15 protein-coding genes are annotated in these 17507 nt (G+C 46.5%); 13 read left to right on the forward strand and 2 right to left on the reverse strand.

Annotation, left to right across the window (positions count from 1 at the left end):
• The first annotated feature begins 327 nt into the window (after nucleotides 1–327).
• The 8 genes from FW758_RS02660 to FW758_RS02695 all read left to right on the forward strand — a co-directional run bounded on the left by FW758_RS02660 (nucleotide 328) and on the right by FW758_RS02695 (nucleotide 8709).
• A complete protein-coding gene (locus tag FW758_RS02660; protein ID WP_071940010.1) occupies nucleotides 328–672 on the forward strand; it encodes a metalloregulator ArsR/SmtB family transcription factor in 345 nt (114 codons plus the stop codon).
• A gap of 169 nt (nucleotides 673–841) precedes the next feature.
• Entirely contained in the window at nucleotides 842–1837 is a 996-nt protein-coding gene (locus tag FW758_RS02665; RefSeq protein WP_006079975.1) for a permease, read from the forward strand.
• Between the two features lie 9 nt (nucleotides 1838–1846).
• Complete coding sequence (locus tag FW758_RS02670; RefSeq protein WP_006079976.1) at nucleotides 1847–2083, forward strand: thioredoxin family protein; 237 nt, start codon at nucleotides 1847–1849, stop codon at nucleotides 2081–2083.
• A gap of 203 nt (nucleotides 2084–2286) precedes the next feature.
• Complete coding sequence (locus FW758_RS02675) at nucleotides 2287–3300, forward strand: ArsJ-associated glyceraldehyde-3-phosphate dehydrogenase (RefSeq protein WP_446444564.1); 1014 nt, start codon at nucleotides 2287–2289, stop codon at nucleotides 3298–3300.
• A gap of 10 nt (nucleotides 3301–3310) precedes the next feature.
• On the forward strand, nucleotides 3311–4579 hold the full coding sequence (gene arsJ, locus FW758_RS02680) for an organoarsenical effux MFS transporter ArsJ (protein ID WP_446444565.1): 1269 nt from the start codon (nucleotides 3311–3313) through the stop codon (nucleotides 4577–4579).
• Between the two features lie 6 nt (nucleotides 4580–4585).
• Complete coding sequence (locus FW758_RS02685; RefSeq protein WP_446444566.1) at nucleotides 4586–5482, forward strand: DUF2927 domain-containing protein; 897 nt, start codon at nucleotides 4586–4588, stop codon at nucleotides 5480–5482.
• Between the two features lie 117 nt (nucleotides 5483–5599).
• Complete coding sequence (locus FW758_RS02690) at nucleotides 5600–7042, forward strand: MBL fold metallo-hydrolase RNA specificity domain-containing protein (RefSeq protein WP_006084249.1); 1443 nt, start codon at nucleotides 5600–5602, stop codon at nucleotides 7040–7042.
• A 290-nt stretch (nucleotides 7043–7332) separates the two neighbouring features.
• Nucleotides 7333–8709, forward strand: coding sequence for an alanine/glycine:cation symporter family protein (locus FW758_RS02695; protein ID WP_006079981.1), 1377 nt, complete (start codon nucleotides 7333–7335; stop codon nucleotides 8707–8709).
• A gap of 86 nt (nucleotides 8710–8795) precedes the next feature.
• Here the strand turns inward: FW758_RS02695 and FW758_RS02700 are convergent, their stop codons facing one another.
• Entirely contained in the window at nucleotides 8796–10151 is a 1356-nt protein-coding gene (locus tag FW758_RS02700; RefSeq protein ID WP_283627751.1) for a flavohemoglobin expression-modulating QEGLA motif protein, read from the reverse strand.
• Nucleotides 10152–10429: 278 nt separating this feature from the next.
• On the opposite strand from FW758_RS02700, the gene FW758_RS02705 reads away from it, so the two are divergent.
• Nucleotides 10430–11392 carry a PDC sensor domain-containing protein gene (locus FW758_RS02705; RefSeq protein ID WP_446444567.1) on the forward strand — a complete coding sequence of 321 codons (963 nt, stop codon included), beginning with the start codon at nucleotides 10430–10432 and terminating at the stop codon, nucleotides 11390–11392.
• A gap of 182 nt (nucleotides 11393–11574) precedes the next feature.
• On the opposite strand, the gene FW758_RS02710 is transcribed toward FW758_RS02705, so the two are convergent.
• The gene (locus FW758_RS02710; RefSeq protein WP_006079984.1) at nucleotides 11575–11751 is read right to left on the reverse strand and encodes a PA3496 family putative envelope integrity protein; all 177 of its coding nucleotides are present in this window, start codon (nucleotides 11749–11751) and stop codon (nucleotides 11575–11577) included.
• A 324-nt stretch (nucleotides 11752–12075) separates the two neighbouring features.
• Between FW758_RS02710 and FW758_RS02715 the strand changes: the two genes are divergently transcribed.
• The 4 genes from FW758_RS02715 to rimK all read left to right on the forward strand — a co-directional run bounded on the left by FW758_RS02715 (nucleotide 12076) and on the right by rimK (nucleotide 17470).
• The gene (locus FW758_RS02715) at nucleotides 12076–14229 is read left to right on the forward strand and encodes a CHASE domain-containing sensor histidine kinase (RefSeq protein ID WP_446444568.1); all 2154 of its coding nucleotides are present in this window, start codon (nucleotides 12076–12078) and stop codon (nucleotides 14227–14229) included.
• Entirely contained in the window at nucleotides 14226–14660 is a 435-nt protein-coding gene (locus FW758_RS02720; protein WP_446444569.1) for a response regulator, read from the forward strand. The genes FW758_RS02715 and FW758_RS02720 overlap by 4 nt, the downstream gene beginning before the upstream one ends.
• A 9-nt stretch (nucleotides 14661–14669) precedes the next feature.
• Nucleotides 14670–16403: a putative bifunctional diguanylate cyclase/phosphodiesterase gene (locus tag FW758_RS02725; RefSeq protein WP_107949355.1), complete on the forward strand. Its 1734-nt coding sequence runs from the start codon at nucleotides 14670–14672 to the stop codon at nucleotides 16401–16403.
• Nucleotides 16404–16564: 161 nt separating this feature from the next.
• Entirely contained in the window at nucleotides 16565–17470 is a 906-nt protein-coding gene (gene rimK / locus FW758_RS02730; protein WP_107949353.1) for a 30S ribosomal protein S6--L-glutamate ligase, read from the forward strand.
• The last annotated feature ends 37 nt before the right edge of the window (nucleotides 17471–17507 follow it).

Below are 17507 nucleotides of genomic sequence, written 5' to 3' on the forward strand. Positions count from 1 at the left end.
ACTGAGCCATCATGGATACTTCTTGTAAAAGAAACTGATGGTGAGTCACTGGGAAACAATGACAATGAATGTCGCACAACTGACGATAAAGTTATCTTGCTAGAGCAATAGACATTAGCTGAACAAGAAGTAAAAACTGCACCTCTATCGGATAGCGTTCAACAGTATTTTCGATAATTTTTTCATTGGGTTGTATCAATTCTGATTTCAAATAATCAATCCTTCCTGTCAATGCATCTCACATTTCTTTAAAAAATAACTCAATACATACGTTTTTTCATATATATTATTTACCATATATACTCCAATCAACTTTGGGATCAATCGATGCAACCTGTCGCATTTTTTAAGGCACTTGCCGATGAGACTCGGCTTAAATGCCTACTGCTAATCCAGCGTGAAGGTGAACTATGTGTGTGTGAGCTGATGGCTGCGCTGTCTGAGAGTCAGCCTAAGGTCTCGCGCCACTTAGCCCAGTTGAAAAAGGCTGGGTTGTTGGTCGATAGGCGCCAAGGTCAATGGGTGTTTTATCGGATCAATGCTGAGATCGCGCCTTGGTGCCAGCAGGTACTTGGCCAAACCTGTGATGATAACGACAGCTTTTTGCAGGAGAACGTGCTTAATCTTTGTCAGATGGGCGGTCGACCCGATCGTGTTATGGCCTGTTGCTAAGCGACTGCTGTTAAGCATTAGTGACAGGGGGGCAGTGATAAGCGGTGCTCTGTCATTTCGTGCTGATTCTAAGTGAGTAGAGTCTTAGTCAATTGTGAGTTTAGGGTCGAGCAGACTCGCGCGATTCTAGCGATATTTAAGTAAGTAAACCGTCAGTGTAGGGATCAATATGTTCCAAATATTTACTGATTTTGCGACTTGGCTAGTGTACGGCGTTTTTGGCCTAGAGGCGGGTTCGGCCTTGGGCGGAGCTGTGCATTTTTTTGTTGAAGATGTCAGTAAAATTTTCGTATTGCTGGTGGTGATGATTTATTTCATCGCCTTGCTGCGGGCTTCCTTAGATGTTGAGCGAGTTCGAGATTATTTAGCGGGTAAGAATAAGGGAGTAGGTTACTTGCTGGGGTCGATTTTTGGCGCCATTACGCCTTTTTGTTCTTGCTCGAGTATCCCTGTCTTTTTAGGTTTTACCTCGGCCGGGATCCCCCTTGGGATCACTATGGCCTTTTTGATCACTTCACCTTTGATCAATGAAGTCGCCGTCCTGCTGCTCATGAGTTTACTCGGCTGGAAATTTACCTTGCTATATGTGGCTGTGGGCATGACAGTGGGTATGCTCGGCGGACTATTGTTAGATGCGATTAAGGCCGAGCGTTGGTTGCAGTCCTTCGCCGCCGAAGCCCTCGTTCGTGGACGCCAGATGGCGGTATCGAATGAGGTTTCTACCACTGAGCGGGTCTTATCTTTATCTGAACGTCATGAATTTGCTAAAGCTGAGGCGCTTGAGATTTTTGGCCGCGTCTGGAAATGGGTCATTATCGGCGTGGGTCTTGGCGCTGCCTTGCACGGTTTTGTGCCTGAAGGTTGGGTTGAAACCCATTTAGGCCAAGGCCAATGGTGGTCTGTGCCTGCGGCCGTGTTAGTCGGTATTCCCCTGTATTCCAATGCGACTGGCATCATTCCTGTGATGGAAAGTTTGCTGGCGAACGGCCTGCCTATTGGCACTACGCTGGCGTTTTGTATGAGCACAGTGGCTGCCAGTTTCCCCGAATTTATTTTACTGAAACAAGTGATGCAGTGGCGCCTTTTGGCGGTGCTGTTGGTTGTGCTATTGACGGCATTTACGTTAGTAGGTTGGATTTTTAATTTTGCAGCACCGTATCTTTAAGGAAATAACATGAAACAAGTCAAAGTATTAGGTAGTGGTTGCGCTAAATGTAGTAAAACCGCCGAGATGATTGCGGACATATCAGAAGAAATGGGCGTGGATGCGATTGTGAAAAAGGATACAGATCCTCAAACCCTGTTGAAATTTAAAGTGATGAAGACGCCTGCGGTAGTGATCGATGGTGAGCTCATACACAGCGGATCAGTACCGACTCGTGACGAAATTGAAGGATGGTTAAGAGACTAAGTTGTAGTCAGCTTTAGTCAATCAAGGCTGCTCGTTCGCCAAGCACATAAGTTAAGAAACATAAGCGAATAAATACACGCCATTGCCATACTCAGTCTTTGGCAATGGCGGTGTTATCGTTTAAGTAAACCGTTAGTAGCGTTAAGAAAATATAAAAAAATTAAAGACATATAAATTTAAAATTAACATATTGGAATATCATCATGGCAATCAAAATCGGCATTAATGGCTTCGGCCGTATGGGGCGTTTAGCACTGCGCGCGGCATGGGACTGGGATGAGGTGGAGTTTGTGCAGATCAACGATCCCGCAGGCGACGCCCATACATTGGCACATTTACTCGAGTTTGATTCTGTCCATGGCCGTTGGCGTTATCCCGTGACGGCGAATGCCGATGCGATCCAGATCCAAGATAAAACTATTCGCACCACGCGCAATAAAGCCATTGCCGAGACCGATTGGTCTGGATGCGATGTAGTGATTGAAGCCTCTGGGGTGATGAAAACCAAAGCCTTATTACAAGCCTATTTAGATCAAGGTGTTAAGCGGGTGGTTGTCACTGCTCCCGTGAAAGAAGAGGGCGTGTTAAATGTGGTGATGGGCGTGAACCATCAGTTATATGACCCAGCCATGCACCCAATCGTCACTGCAGCCTCTTGCACCACTAATTGCCTTGCGCCTGTGGTGAAAGTGATCCATGAGCAGATAGGCATCAAACACGGTTCTATGACCACTATCCATGATATTACTAACACCCAAACCATTCTCGATGCGCCGCATAAAGATTTACGCCGCGCCCGCGCCTGTGGTTTGAGTTTAATCCCAACCACCACTGGCAGCGCTACAGCAATTACTCATATATTCCCAGAGCTTAAAGGTAAACTTAATGGCCATGCCGTGCGGGTACCACTGGCTAATGCCTCGCTGACGGATTGTGTATTCGAGCTTGAGCGCGCCGTTACCGAAGCGGAAGTGAATGCGCTACTTAAAACCGCCGCCGAGGGTGAGCTTAAGGGGATTTTAGGCTATGAAGAGCGGCCGCTGGTGTCGGTGGATTACAAAACCGATCCGCGATCGAGCATTGTTGATGCGCTCTCGACCATGGTGGTGAATGGCACTCAACTTAAGCTCTATGTGTGGTACGACAATGAATGGGGCTACGCTAACCGTACGGCTGAGCTTGCCCGTTTAGTCGGCCAGCTTGATTTGCCGCACTAGGAGAGCTCAATTGTTTGCCGCCAAGCCATTTGAACAACTGATGCAATTGCCTGCTGCCGTGCGGCAATATTTGTTGATCACCTTCAATTATTGGAGTTTTACCTTAACCGACGGCGCACTGCGGATGTTAGTGGTGCTGCATTTTCACGATCTTGGCTACAGTCCGCTGGCGATCGCTATGCTGTTTTTGTTCTACGAGATTTTTGGCGTAGTGACCAATCTGATTGGCGGCTGGCTAGGGGCGCGTTTAGGGTTAAATCGCACCATGAACTTGGGCCTTGGCATGCAAGTGTTTGCCTTAGCCATGTTGTTAGTGCCGGCGGCGAGTTTACCCCAGTGGCTCGCAGGCGTGCCTTGGGTGATGGCGGCGCAAGCTTTATCTGGGATCGCTAAAGATCTCAATAAGATGAGTGCCAAAAGCGCGATAAAACTGCTGGTGCCCAAAGGCGAGCAGGGCAAACTTTACCAGTGGGTTGCCCTATTAACGGGGTCTAAAAATGCCCTCAAGGGTGCGGGTTTTTTCCTCGGCGGCACCTTGCTTGCCTTGCTCGGGTTTGAGCTGGCGATCGCCGCTATGGCGCTCATGCTTGGACTCGTCTGGTTACTCAGTTTAGTGATGCTGAAAAAGGATTTAGGTAAAGCCAAGAATAAGCCTAAATTTACGGAGATTTTCTCTAAGAGTCGCAGCGTAAACATTCTCTCGGCGGCGCGATTATTCCTGTTTGCTGCCAGAGATGTGTGGTTTGTGGTGGCGCTACCCGTGTATTTGGCCAGCCAATTAGGCTGGGATCATTGGGCTGTGGGCGGCTTTTTAGCTGTGTGGGTTATCGGTTACGGCATAGTGCAAACCCTAGCACCTAAGATCACGGGCAATCGCCAAGCGCAAAGTCAGTTAACTGATACAGCCCCCGATGGTCGCAGCGCGTTAATTTGGGCCAGTTTGCTGGCCTTTGTACCAGCGCTTATTGCCAGTGCGATACAGTTTAGTTTTTATCCTGAGGCCAGTTTGTTGTTGGGCTTAATGTTATTTGGTGCCCTGTTTGCGGTGAACTCGTCGCTGCACAGTTACTTAATTGTGAGTTACGCCAGTGAAGATGCGGTGTCGCTGGATGTGGGTTTCTACTATATGGCCAATGCTATGGGGCGTTTAGTCGGCACTGTGCTGTCTGGCTTAGTGTATCAAGCCTATGGTTTAGCAGCCTGTTTGTGGATTTCGACCGCTTTTATCGGCATCACTGCTATGATTTCGATTAAGTTACCTCGGCAAGTCGCGGAATAAATGCCAATGCAAACGTGGTGTAAGGTATCAACAGATTACTGCAACGGGTTAATGTTACTTGCGCGTCTGCGGCGTTTAGGATGCAGTGGGTGTTTTATCTTAGGTTTATTCTTTGCTACTGCTTGTCCGCTTTACGCTGCGCCAATGCAATCTGCGTTAACTCCGGCATTAACTCCGGCGCTAGGTCCCGTAGCAGATTGGAAAAACTTAGCCTACATCACCCAAGCTTTTAGCGAAGTCGCCCTTAAAAATGAATACGATAAAGATAAGCATCGTGTGCGTAAGTGGCATGTTCCGGTGCGAGTGTTTATTGAGCATCAAGTGGGCGAAAGGGCGATGCACACCCAATTAGTGCAGATGCACTTAGCGCACTTAGCCGAGATTACGGGTCATGATATTCAGCTGGTGGATACGCTCTTGGATGCGAATCTGCACTTAGTGTTTACCCGTCAATCCCAATGGGAGAGTGAAGTTACCCGCTTAATGGGGCCAAGTTCGGCGAAAAATGTCCACGGCTCAGTGTGTATGGCCAAGTTTGCTCTTAATGCTAAGAGTGAAATTGAACGCGCATGGGTGATTATTCCCGTCGATCAGGCGCAAATGCACGGTAAGTTAGTGGCTTGCGTAGTTGAGGAAATTACTCAAGTGCTCGGGCTGCCCAATGATTCTGAAAAAGTATTCCCCTCCATTTTTAACGATAAAACCCCGCAGGATTTACTTACAGGGCTCGATTTCATTCTGCTCAAACTGCTCTATAACCCGAGTATTCGCGCTGGTATGACGGCCGCTGAGGTCAAAGCGCCATTGCAGATATTGCTCGAACAATGGCAGCGTGATGGCACCCTAATCCATGCCGATAAAACCGTGCGTCAAGGCCAGTTATACCCTTTATTAGGTTATTGATGTTTGAGTGTTACTGCGAAAGTTGACATTGCTCGCATGCGACCAATTAATCCTTTTTCTTTGAGGAATAAGGGCATAGTCTAGCTTTATACAAGGTAAAAACGTTGGAGGGACACCATGCGAATGACACTGCAGTTTTTAGGGGCGACAGAGGAAGTGACCGGCTCGTGCCATTTACTCTCGGTCGATCATGAACACTTATTACTCGATTGTGGTTTGATCCAAGGTGGTAAAGCGGATGAACTGCGTAATCATGATCCCTTCGCCTTCGACCCTGAGTCTATTTCCGCTGTTGTGCTCAGCCATGCCCATATCGACCATTCTGGGCGTTTACCACTCTTAGTCAAAGCGGGTTTTGATGGGCCAATCTACACCCATAAAGCCACGGCAGAACTGTGCGCCATCATGCTCAAAGATGCGGCCATGCTGCAGACTCGCGACACCGAAAGGGTCAATAAAAAGCGCGCTAAACATGATCTTGAACCCTTAGAACCGCTATTCACCGTCGAAGATGCTGAACAGGCCATCACCCAATTTGTGCCGCTGGAATACGGCCAAGTAACTCGGGTCATTCCCCATGTGGATATTTGCCTCTCAGATGCGGGGCATATTTTAGGTTCTGCGTTGGTTGAATTGTGGTTAGGCGAGGGTAAGTCCCAGAAAAAAGTCGTCTTCAGTGGCGATCTTGGCCGTGCGGGTATGCCGATTTTACGCAATCCGACCTTAGTGGATACGGCGGATTTAGTGTTAATGGAAAGCACCTACGGCAACCGTTTTCACCGCAGTTGGACTGAAACCTTAGCCGAGTTGAAAGACATTTTTGCTAAGACAGTCAACGAGAGCCAAGGCAATATCTTACTGCCAGCTTTCTCGGTTGGACGGGCGCAGGAGTTATTATATCTCTTTCATTTATATGCTAAAGAATGGGATCTCGGCCGCTGGAAAATCTGCCTAGACAGTCCCATGGCGATTGAGGCGACTCGCGTCTATGTCAATAATTATCCGTTAATGGATGAGGATTTTAAACGTTTTACCCGCCAACATCCTGGGCAGCATCCGCTGTTGTCGAATGTCGAATTTATCCAGACGACCGAAGAGTCGATGGCGCTGAACGAAGTGCATAAGGGATTGATCATTATCGCGGGTAGCGGCATGTGTAACGGTGGGCGTATTCGTAGCCACTTAGAGCACAATTTATGGCGTCCTGAATGCGATGTGATTATCTGTGGTTATCAAGCCCTTGGCACACCGGGACGTGCCTTGGTCGACGGTGTTGAGGAGCTGACTATCCACGGAAATAGCATCAAAGTCGCGGCAAAATTACACACAGTGGGCGGGCTTTCTGCCCATGCGGATCAAGCTGAGTTATTGCGTTGGTATCGCCACTTTGAAGGTCAACCGCCGCTGATTTTAGTCCACGGAGAACCCGATGCGCAGCATGGATTGGTCGATGTGGTTAACCAAGATCCTAAGACTAAACCTCAAGCCACCGCGATTGCGACCCATGGCGACAGGTTAGATTTAACCGCGCTGCCACAGTTAGTGTGGAAACCAGCTTAAGTTAAGTATCCTACTTTACGGCGCACTGCTCGAGAGGCTCCCTGCATACTCAATGCGGGGAGTTTTTATTTGTGTTGCAAATCAATATCTCACCGCTCGGCAACGACTCTGCGTGCCAATCCATTTCAGATAAATTCGCAGATGATTTAGATTTCCAATTGTTAACTATTCGTTGTAATCTGAGGTGCAACTGTTAGATTGGCTCCTTGATATGTCGTGTTCGTTAGGCCAAGTCCTAATCCGACGGCGTCAGTCAAACTATAACAATAACAAGCAATCACGAGGTTTGAATGGAAGCGATTACGGAGTTTGTTGGCCTGATTAATGGCTTTGTCTGGGGCACACCTATGTTGGTGATGATCTTAGGCGTTGGTTTGTTTCTTTCCCTCGGGCTGAGATTAATGCCCATTCTGAAGTTAGGCACAGGCTTTAAGTTACTTTGGTCTGGCCGTATTCCTGACAAAGATAAAAATGTGAAAGGGGATGTGAGTCCGTTTAATGCGCTGATGACCTCCCTTTCAGCCACTATTGGTACGGGTAATATCGCGGGCGTGGCGACGGCGATTTTTGTCGGTGGCCCAGGCGCGTTATTCTGGATGTGGTGCACCGCATTAGTGGGCATGGCGACTAAGTATTCTGAGGCCGTGCTGGCGGTTAAATTCCGCGAAGTAGATGATCAGGGCAACCATGTCGGTGGCCCTATGTATTACATTAAAAATGGTCTCGGCAAGAAGTGGGCTTGGTTGGGCACACTGTTTGCGATTTTTGGCTCACTCGCTGGCTTTGGTATTGGTAACACAGTACAAGCCAACTCAGTGGCAGCAGCATTAAGCAGTAACTTCGGCGTTCCGGCTTGGGTGTCGGGCGTGGTGATGATGTTGCTCGTGGGCGCGGTATTGATGGGTGGCATTAAGCGTATAGCTGAAGTTGCCGGTAAGTTAGTGCCATTTATGACGATTTTTTATATCACTGCTGGCCTTGGTGTATTGGTGGTGCATATTCAAGATGTGCCAGCGGCGTTTGCCCTAATTATTCACAGTGCTTTTAATCCTGTCGCAGCCCAAGGCGGTTTTGCGGGTGCAGCTGTGTGGGCGGCGATTCGTTTTGGTGTAGCGCGCGGCGTATTCTCCAACGAAGCGGGTTTAGGTAGTGCGCCGATAGCCCATGCTGCGGCACAAACCAATAATCCTGTGGCGCAGGGGCTAGTGGCTATGCTCGGCACCTTTATCGATACGATCGTGGTCTGCTCGATTACAGGGTTGGCCATTGTGGTTTCAGGCTCTTGGACCTCAGGTGAGAATGGCGCCGCGCTGACGTCATACGCTTTTTCCCATGCTTTGCCTCTGGGTAATTATATCGTCGCCATCGCCTTGTCTATTTTTGCCTTCACCACCATTATTGGCTGGAGCTTCTACAGCGAAAAATGTGTGCAGTATCTCTTTGGAATCAAAGCGGTAAAACCTTTTAGGTTGCTATGGACCATAGCCGTGCCACTAGGCGCGGTGAGTTCATTGGATTTTATCTGGCTATTGGCTGATACCTTAAACGCCATGATGGCCATTCCTAACTTAATCGCCTTGGCACTATTAAGCCCTGTGGTCTTTGGGTTAACGCGGGAATACTTCATTAAAAAGCGTGCCGATGAAGCAGCAAAGGCCCAATCTTAATCTGATGAATAAAGTTGAGTCACGTTAGAATAAAAAAGCTCACCTAGTAGTGAGCTTTTTTCATTTAAATCAATAATATTTACGTATTAATCCGAGTTGTTATCGAACTCAGTATCGTCGAGTAACTCAAAGGTTGGTTCGACGTTTGGTAAGTCTTTAAACAGGCGAGTGAAGTGACGTTGTACGCCTTTCAAATCGATTCCCGCGAGACCTGAAGCAAAACCAAACCAAGCATAAAGACCACTAAAGTTATCGAACATGGGCGGTAAATATTTCGGTGTCGTCAGTATGCCCTCTTGGCAGGCCTGGTATAACACAGGGATATCTTCGATCGCCAATTTACCGAGGAACAACATAGGGATAAGTTCGGGAAGGCCTGAGGTGATAGCGCTGCGGATAAAGTTGATGTTTTCCACATAGCCGCGCACATAGGAAATATCCTTAGTGAAGAAGCTGCCGCCTTCTACCATACCCCCACGGAAAACCCTTTGGGTGACGCGATAACTGTCGGTCGTGCTCAGGTTTAATCCTCTGAAATAATTGAATACTTCAATAAAGTCGGCGCCATTTTCTGCCATATCGACCGCGGCGACACGGTCGCTAATACGCCGAGCTCGTCCCGGATTTGAACTTAGGGTCAGCATTTCCAGTAAAACAGCTAAACCCTCTTGAGTCGCGGCTACCCGCGGCGAACCGACACTGAGCCAAGTGGCGTGGGGTTGGGCTCGACCATTTAGCGTAGTGCCGACATGCACCCAACCTTCGTGAACCTCGTATACATTGAGATCCGACTCGCTGAACATGGCTTTGCTATTGAGCTTAACGGTATCGCCACCTACAGCGGCATCGGAGACGATACCGTCACTGAGGCGCACGCGCATGTCATCGCTATGGAAGTATTTCTCTAAACGTTGACTGAGCACGTGAACTGCTTCGGGTGCGCTAATAATCTTAGGGTGATGTTTATTCATGTGTCTCGCTGCCGGCAGCGAGAAGATATAACTGAGTTTATCGCCTAACTGTCGCAGCGTATGACGATCGCCGTGCAATCTGTGACTCGCGCTGCCGTATAATTCTTGGCTAAGTTTACCAAAGGTCGGCGTGCCTCTGTTTTCGAGCATATCGACCACAAGGCGATATTGATCGACGTTAGCCACCAATATCTTGCCGAGTTTATCCCGTTTACCTAAACGTCTATGGATATCCTGTTTTAGGGAGGCGAGTTCTGCGTGGGTTTTGACGGGGTCAAAAGGTAAGGCAATGTTTTGATAGAACTCTTGCTTGATAGCCGGAAGTACAGTGCCCTTATTCGAGAGAAAGCGCTCCTCCATTTCCCGCGGCCATTTGATAGCATCTAAGATTTTTATTGGCGTTTGGATGCGAATTAATTCATCGGAAAAACGGCGTAGATCTTGTTGATATTGGGCTAACGACTCAGACATTCCCGTATATCCTGCAGGTAATTTCAGCGAGAGAGATGTGGCTAATCATAGCCTTAAACCTCATTTATTCATATTGATTCGCAGGCTAGCTGAGGAAATATACCGATTGCATAAATTAACTGTTATCGGTTTTGTGAATCATTTTGGTGCACCTGTGACTATTTTAGCGCTGTGTTTATGAGCCATAAATTAGTAACTATTTGTTTAATAGTATTTTATTGATATGGCATTAAAGCTGCTTTGTTCTGGACTTAGAAATCGGTTGATTGGAGCGAAACATGGCTGCGATGAGTTATTTGAGTGTGATCGAGCGGTATCACGAATACGAAGCCACAGTGCATGAACTGATGGAATCGATTTTAACTGGGATTGCCGATGCCGAGTTATTTAAGCAACCTAAGGTCGATGTCAAAGCGATGAAAGGAATCGCGAAGAGCTATCCCTTTGTTGAGCTGATGTATTTACTCGATAGCCAAGGTTTGCAGATAAGTCAGAATATTGCTGTAGTAGACCACCAAATTGAGTTAATTCCGTTAGGTGGCAATCGTGATCGCAGCCAACGACCCTATTTCACTAATCGTGATGAGTCCGATGGCGTCAACATTACACGTCCCTATTTATCCAATGCCAGTGGTAATTTATGCCTTTCCGCCTCTTTAGCGATTTATCAACAGGAGCAAAAACTGGGTTATTTAGTGGTGGATGTGGACTTGACGCGTTTGATTGAATTTATGATGGGCGACAGTGCACGGCGGCGTGTAACGCCGGCATTTAAAGCGGTTTATGGCGTGATAGTCGCTGGGTTGTTTGTGCTGGTCACTGTATTGCTCTGGACCGCATTGCGGGATATTTACGGACTCTTTACGGTCGAGCGGATTGGCCAAGATCCACTGCAACCCTTTGGGATCATTATTTTTATGACGCTGGCTTTAGCGATTTTTGATCTTGGGAAAACGATTCTCGAAGAAGAAGTGCTAATGCATAAGGATATCTTTCGCCACAGTTCAACACGGCGAACCATTACACGGTTTGTGTCTACCATCCTCATTGCCATTTCCATTGAGGCGCTATTGACTATGTTCAAGGCGTCACTCGGTGAGAAACAATATATTGAACCCGCGATTTGGATTATGTTAGCCGTAGTTGGTTTACTCGTAGGATTAGGTGCTTACGTTTATTTAGGTGCTAAGGCCGAATGGTTGCTGATTAAAACGCAAGCCTATAAAAGCGGTAAAAAGTGACAAGGATGATGTAGCTTTGAAGGTGGTGATTAAGAGGGCTAAACAAGGTCACACCCAGCACTGAGGGCTGGGTGAGATATTAGGTCTGAGTGGACACGAACTGTATGAGTTCTAGATGAGCAATCTGCGATTTAACGCAGCATCACCCTAATTTTGCCCACTAGATACTGAGATCAAATAGGCTAGAAAAAATCGTCATCTCCTAATGCACGCTTTAACTCCGCCCGTTCGAGGTAGTCTTCTAAACGCTTTTTGACTTCACGTCTATGTTGCATTGCCTCGGCAGCTTTGCTGTTTCTCGGTGTGGTCATTGCCTCAAGTTCAGTATCGTTGGGCACGACTTCAGTAATATGAGCCATAACGAATTCCTCTTGTTGTTCCTAACGACTTTCTAACTAAAAAGAGTAGGGTAGAAAAGCAAATAATTTTGTGAGTCAGGGTGAAAAATTCTTCCCGTGTGCCGGATGATTCAGCTTGCCGCTGTTTGGCTTAAGCCTGAGGTTGCAATTGGATATTTGATTAATTCAGTTCTTGCTTATTTTGTGATTGAGAGCACAACAGTGTCATCGATATATTCGGGTTAATTCCGAGTTAAATAGTAGGATAAACTTGAATTTAGGCATAATTGCAACAACACTTGTAGCTGTGTTTATTGCTAATCTTTTGCTAGGGAATTGGCTCATATGGACAAGGATGAGTTTTCTAAATCGCATAGCCCATCAAATAATATCTACTTTAGCGTGCTGAGCTCTAGCTGGCTGATGATTGTCACTGCTTTACTTTTCATGGGCATTTCTTGGTATGTGCTGGAGCAATATCTTAGAGATAGGGGTGAAGAGCGTTTCGAGAACAGTGTTCAAGAGTTAACCGAAGCGGTGAATCGCAGAATGCTTGCCTACGAGCAAGTCTTACGCGGTGGTGTCGGCTTGTTATTATCTTCAAATGATGTGACCCGAAAGGAGTGGCAAACCTATGTTGTCAATGCGCATTTATCCGAGTATTACCCGGGTTTCCAAGGCTTTGGCTATGCTCAGTTACTTAAACCTGACACATTAGATGCCCACGTTCAACAAGTTCAAGCCGAAGGCTTTAAAGACTATAAAATTTACCCTGAAGGAGTTCGTGATCAGTATTGCGTGATCTTGTATTTAGAGCCTTTTGATTGGCGCAATCAAAGAGCCTTTGGTTATGACATGTGTTCCGAGGCTAATCGGCGTAAAGCCATAGATCACGCCATTAGCACTGGCCAGCCAACTATCTCTGGCAAGGTCGCTTTAGTTCAAGATACTCCCGAAGATGCTCAAGCGGGTTTTTTGATGTATTTGCCAATTTATCAAGGAATTGTGGCAACGGAGGCAGAGCGGAAGCAGCAGGCGATTGGACTCGTGTATGCGGCGTTTAGGATGGACGACCTCATGCAAGGAATTATGGGGGATCGATTCTCAGGTTTGAAGCTCGCCATTTATGAAAGCCCGCAGGCAAATGCCGACAGTTTAATGTTTACTAGTAGTAAAGTACTTCCAAATCAAAAAGATGTGTTTTATCAGTCACAGACTGACTTGATTGGCGGTAGGCAGTGGCGCTTGGACATTTCGTCACAATCGCGTTTTATTTCAAGCTCGGAAGAGACCCAAGGTATCTGGCTGCAATTTATCGGTTGTGCATTCATTTTGGCATTGTTTTACTCGGTGCTAATCATGGCGCGTAATCGATATAAAGAGTCATTACTTACCTCTGAGCTAATCGCGAATGAAAAACGCTTTAGACTCGTCATTGAAGCCTCTCCAAGCGCACTGTTTATGGTGGATAAGGCTGGAATTATTACATTGGTAAACACCCATGCCGAACGTTTATTTGGTTATGCCAGAGATGAGTTACTCGGTCGCTCTATTAATATGTTATTGCCAGACGCGCTGAGGGATGTGCACCAGCAGCACATGAATAATTACTTAGTGCAGCCGATTGCGAAAAATATGTCGATGCGGGATGACTTATTTGGCTGTTGTAAGGATGGCAGTCGACTCGCGATAGAAGTGGGGCTGACGCCTATTCATTTCAGTAATGGCATTTTCATTCTCGCGACGATTAACAATGTGTCTGAACGTAAGCGCATTGAAGTCCAGCGTGCAGAACACATGCAAGAGCTTGAGCGGATTAATCAAGAACTCGACCGCTTTGCCTATATCGCCTCCCATGATTTGAAATCCCCACTACGGGGTATCGAGCAGTTAACTTCTTGGTTAGCAGAGGATTTATCCGATAACACCAATGAAAACGTGCAGAAATATCTCGGGCTGATCCAAAGTCGTATTCATCGCATGGTGTTATTGCTCGATGGGCTATTGATGTTTTCCCGTATTGGCCGTGTCGATACTGAAACCACCGAGGTCAACAGTCGGCAACTGACTGAAGACATGTTTGCTCTCGTCGCGCCGCCACAGGGGTTTGAATTAGTTCTAAAAGGGGAGTTTCCAAATTTCCATACTGTACGCGCACTGTTGGAATTGGTGATACGAAATTTAATCAGCAATGCCATTAAACACCATGACTTAGGCACAGGTGTGATCACTGTCTTATGTGAGGCCGCGGATAAACATTATCTATTTAGTGTGATAGACGATGGCCCTGGTATCTCAAGTGCCTATCAGAATAAAGTCTTCGAAATGTTTCAAACACTTAAACCTAGGGATGAAGTCGAGGGCAGTGGTTTAGGGTTATCACTTGTGAAGAAAACAGTTGAAAGTTTAGGTGGGAATATTCAACTCAAATCGCAGGGCAGAGGCTGTTGTTTTTACTTTACTTGGCCTAAGCAAATAGTGAAAAAGGAGCTTCTATGAGAGCAGCAGAGCAATATCAACAGGTCACCATTTTATTAGTTGATGACGATGATGTGGATTACATGGCCGTGCAGCGGGCGATGAGGCAACTTAGGTTACTCAATCCCTTAGTACGAGCGCGGGATGGCATTGAGGCACTAGCGATTCTCACCAGCTTAGACACGATTAAAGGTCCGTATCTTATTTTGCTCGACCTTAATATGCCAAGAATGAATGGCTTTGAGTTTCTTGAGCGGATACGTTCAGATCCTTCACTTTCATCATCTGTCGTTTTTATGCTCACGACGTCGAGTACCGATGAAGATAGAATGAAAGCCTATAGCCATCATGTGGCTGGCTACATGGTTAAAACTGACATAAAGGACGGTTTTAACAATATTTTTAATATGCTTGAAGGTTACTGGCGAATAGTCGAGCTCCCATCCGCATAAGGTGAGTATATGGATTTACTACTGATCGATGATGATGAAGTCGATAGAACGGCAATTATCCGAGCACTTAGGCAGTCGAAATTGACGTTTAATGTGATCGAAGCCAATTGTGCATTTGATGGTTTGAATCTTGCTTTAGAACGTCATTTCGACGGCATTCTATTGGATTATTTATTGCCCGATGCCAATGGGTTAGAAGTGTTAATTAAGCTCAATGCCATGACGCAAGATCAGACTGTGGTCGTGATGCTGAGTCGCTATGAAGATGAAAAACTGGCCCAGCGCTGCATTGAATTAGGTGCGCAGGATTTTCTGCTTAAGGATGAGGTTAACTCGCGGATCTTAACCCGTGCGATTCGCTATGCGAAACAAAGATCTTCAATGGCATTGGCGTTACGGAATAGCCATCAAAAACTCAAAGAGCTGGCCGAGCACGACTCGCTCACTAAGTTGGTTAATCGTTATGGCTTTGAACTGTGTCTGAATCGAGCGATCGCAAGGGCGAAACGTTGCCACGATTATTTAGCCGTTATCTTACTCGATCTCGATGATTTTAAGGCGATCAATGACACTTTAGGCCACCAAACTGGTGATGTGCTGTTAGTTCAAGTGGCGGCTCGATTAAGTGAAGTGCTGCGAGATGGTGACATTATTGCCCGTTTAGGTGGTGACGAATTTGTCGTACTGGTGACAGATAACGATTATAAATATTTCCCCATGATAGTGGCCAATCGACTGCTCAAAGTCTTTGAGGATGAATTTTGTCTCGGTGATAACGATGTGCTTATCGGTGCCAGTATCGGTGTGGCTTTTTATAATGAAGCGGCTTCGAACAGTTCTGAGTTGATGAAATGCGCCGATATCGCCATGTATCGCGCTAAAAAGATGGGCCGAAACCAGATCCAGTTTTATTCCGAAGCCTTAGATAAAGAAGTACGCTACCGCAATCATATCGAATCAAGTTTGCGTATGGCCTTAAAAAGAAATGAGTTTAAGGTCCACTATCAAGCACAGGTTAATGCGAAAACCCATCAGTTGGTGGGGATGGAAGCCCTTATCCGATGGCAGCATCCAGTGGATGGCATTATCGCCCCCGATCAATTTTTACCTATTGCTGACGAAATTGGCTTAATGGATGACATTGATGATTGGGTGCTTGAACAAGCCTGTACCCAAGCTCAGATTTGGTTATCCCAGTTACAGCCTTTAGGCCAAGAATTTACTATTGCAGTTAACCTCTCAGCCTCTCAAATAGGCAATGAGAACCTGTTCGATAAAATAGTGCATATATTGACTAAGACAGGCTTGCCTGCTGGAGCATTAGAGCTTGAAATTACAGAGAATTGCCTCATTGAAGATCCCCATGAACATGCCAAAGTGCTCGATAGAATCGCCGGATTAGGGGTGCGTTTTGCCCTCGATGACTTCGGGACGGGTTTTTCGTCATTAGAACACATCAAACTGTTTCCGATCAGCGTGCTGAAAATCGATAAAAGCTTTGTCGCTTCCTACGACAAAGATGAAAAAGACACCCGATTGCTCGCCGCTTTACTCAACTTTGCCTATGGGTTTAATGTTATTTCTGTGGCGGAGGGTGTTGAAACGTTAGAGCAAGCAGAGTTTTGTACTGCACGCCATTGCACGGTTTTACAAGGGTATTTATTTTCACGTCCCTTAGATACCGCGGCGTTTGAGGCCAAGTATATTCTGCCACTATTAACCCAAACTCAGCTCCCTGTGTGAGAGGTCCCGAACTATTTCAATAGCATAGTGATTTCGTCTGGTGAGGAATATTTTCTTGCTTTACACTGAGCAATAGACAAATATCAGCCCCTTTTTCTGTCGCTGTACTTTTAGTGCTGCAGAACGGTTTATTCACTCATGCTTAAGTTGGTCACTCAGCAATGAAAATAGGTATTTTATCCCAATTCCCCCAGTTGTATTCGACGCAACGTTTAGTGGCGGCTTGTCAAAGCCGCGGACATGAAGCGGTCGTGATCAATACGCTGAACTGCTACATGAATATTAATTCCATTAAACCTAGCATTCATTATGAAGGCACTGAATTAGTTGGTTTTGATGCCATCATCCCGCGTATTCATGCCAGCGTGACTTTTTATGGTTGTGCCGTTGTACGTCAGTTCGAAATGATGGGCGTGTATGCCGCGAATGATTCGATCTCCATTGCGCGTTCTCGGGACAAATTACGGGCGCTGCAATTGCTCTCCCGCAAAGGGATTGGTATGCCTGTGACTGGCTTTGCCAATAAGCCAAATGATATCCCCGACCTCATCAATATGGTGGGCGGCGCTCCGTTAGTCATTAAGTTACTCGAAGGTACTCAAGGGATTGGCGTGGTATTAGCTGAGACGAAAACGGCTGCTGAGAGCGTGATAGAAGCATTCTTGGGGCTGAAAGCGAATATCTTAGTGCAGGAATACATTAAAGAATCCAATGGCAGTGATATTCGTTGTTTTGTTGTCGGTGACAAGGTCATCGCCTCTATGAAGCGCCAAGGTCCCGAGGGGGATTTTCGCTCTAATCTGCATTTGGGTGGCTGTGGTGAGGTGGTTAAAATCACTGCAGTGGAACGTAAAATGGCGATTGCGGCGGTGAAAGCGATGGGATTGGTGGTCGCTGGGGTGGATATTTTACGCTCTAACCGTGGCCCTTTGATCCTTGAGGTTAATTCGGCGCCAGGCATTGAAGGGATTGAACAAACCACAGGGATTTCAGTGACTGAGCCTATTGTTGAATATATCGAGAAAATGGTCGCTGCCCGTAAAACCAATAGACCTATTATTGCCTAATAGTTGATTACGCTAAAAAAACGCCACCGTTTAAGGT

This window comes from Shewanella sp. 1180_01, assembly GCF_052850535.1.

Bases quoted from the DNA above. Each gene is read 5' to 3' on its own strand.
- FW758_RS02660 (WP_071940010.1), top strand. From the start codon at position 328: ATGCAACCTGTCGCATTTTTTAAGGCACTTGCCGATGAGACTCGGCTT.
- FW758_RS02665 (WP_006079975.1), top strand. From the start codon at position 842: ATGTTCCAAATATTTACTGATTTTGCGACTTGGCTAGTGTACGGCGTT.
- FW758_RS02670 (WP_006079976.1), top strand. From the start codon at position 1,847: ATGAAACAAGTCAAAGTATTAGGTAGTGGTTGCGCTAAATGTAGTAAA.
- FW758_RS02675 (WP_446444564.1), top strand. From the start codon at position 2,287: ATGGCAATCAAAATCGGCATTAATGGCTTCGGCCGTATGGGGCGTTTA.
- FW758_RS02685 (WP_446444566.1), top strand. From the start codon at position 4,586: ATGCAAACGTGGTGTAAGGTATCAACAGATTACTGCAACGGGTTAATG.
- FW758_RS02690 (WP_006084249.1), top strand. From the start codon at position 5,600: ATGCGAATGACACTGCAGTTTTTAGGGGCGACAGAGGAAGTGACCGGC.
- FW758_RS02695 (WP_006079981.1), top strand. From the start codon at position 7,333: ATGGAAGCGATTACGGAGTTTGTTGGCCTGATTAATGGCTTTGTCTGG.
- FW758_RS02700 (WP_283627751.1), bottom strand. From the start codon at position 10,151: ATGTCTGAGTCGTTAGCCCAATATCAACAAGATCTACGCCGTTTTTCC.
- FW758_RS02705 (WP_446444567.1), top strand. From the start codon at position 10,430: ATGGCTGCGATGAGTTATTTGAGTGTGATCGAGCGGTATCACGAATAC.
- FW758_RS02710 (WP_006079984.1), bottom strand. From the start codon at position 11,751: ATGGCTCATATTACTGAAGTCGTGCCCAACGATACTGAACTTGAGGCA.
- FW758_RS02715 (WP_446444568.1), top strand. From the start codon at position 12,076: ATGGACAAGGATGAGTTTTCTAAATCGCATAGCCCATCAAATAATATC.
- FW758_RS02720 (WP_446444569.1), top strand. From the start codon at position 14,226: ATGAGAGCAGCAGAGCAATATCAACAGGTCACCATTTTATTAGTTGAT.
- FW758_RS02725 (WP_107949355.1), top strand. From the start codon at position 14,670: ATGGATTTACTACTGATCGATGATGATGAAGTCGATAGAACGGCAATT.
- rimK (WP_107949353.1), top strand. From the start codon at position 16,565: ATGAAAATAGGTATTTTATCCCAATTCCCCCAGTTGTATTCGACGCAA.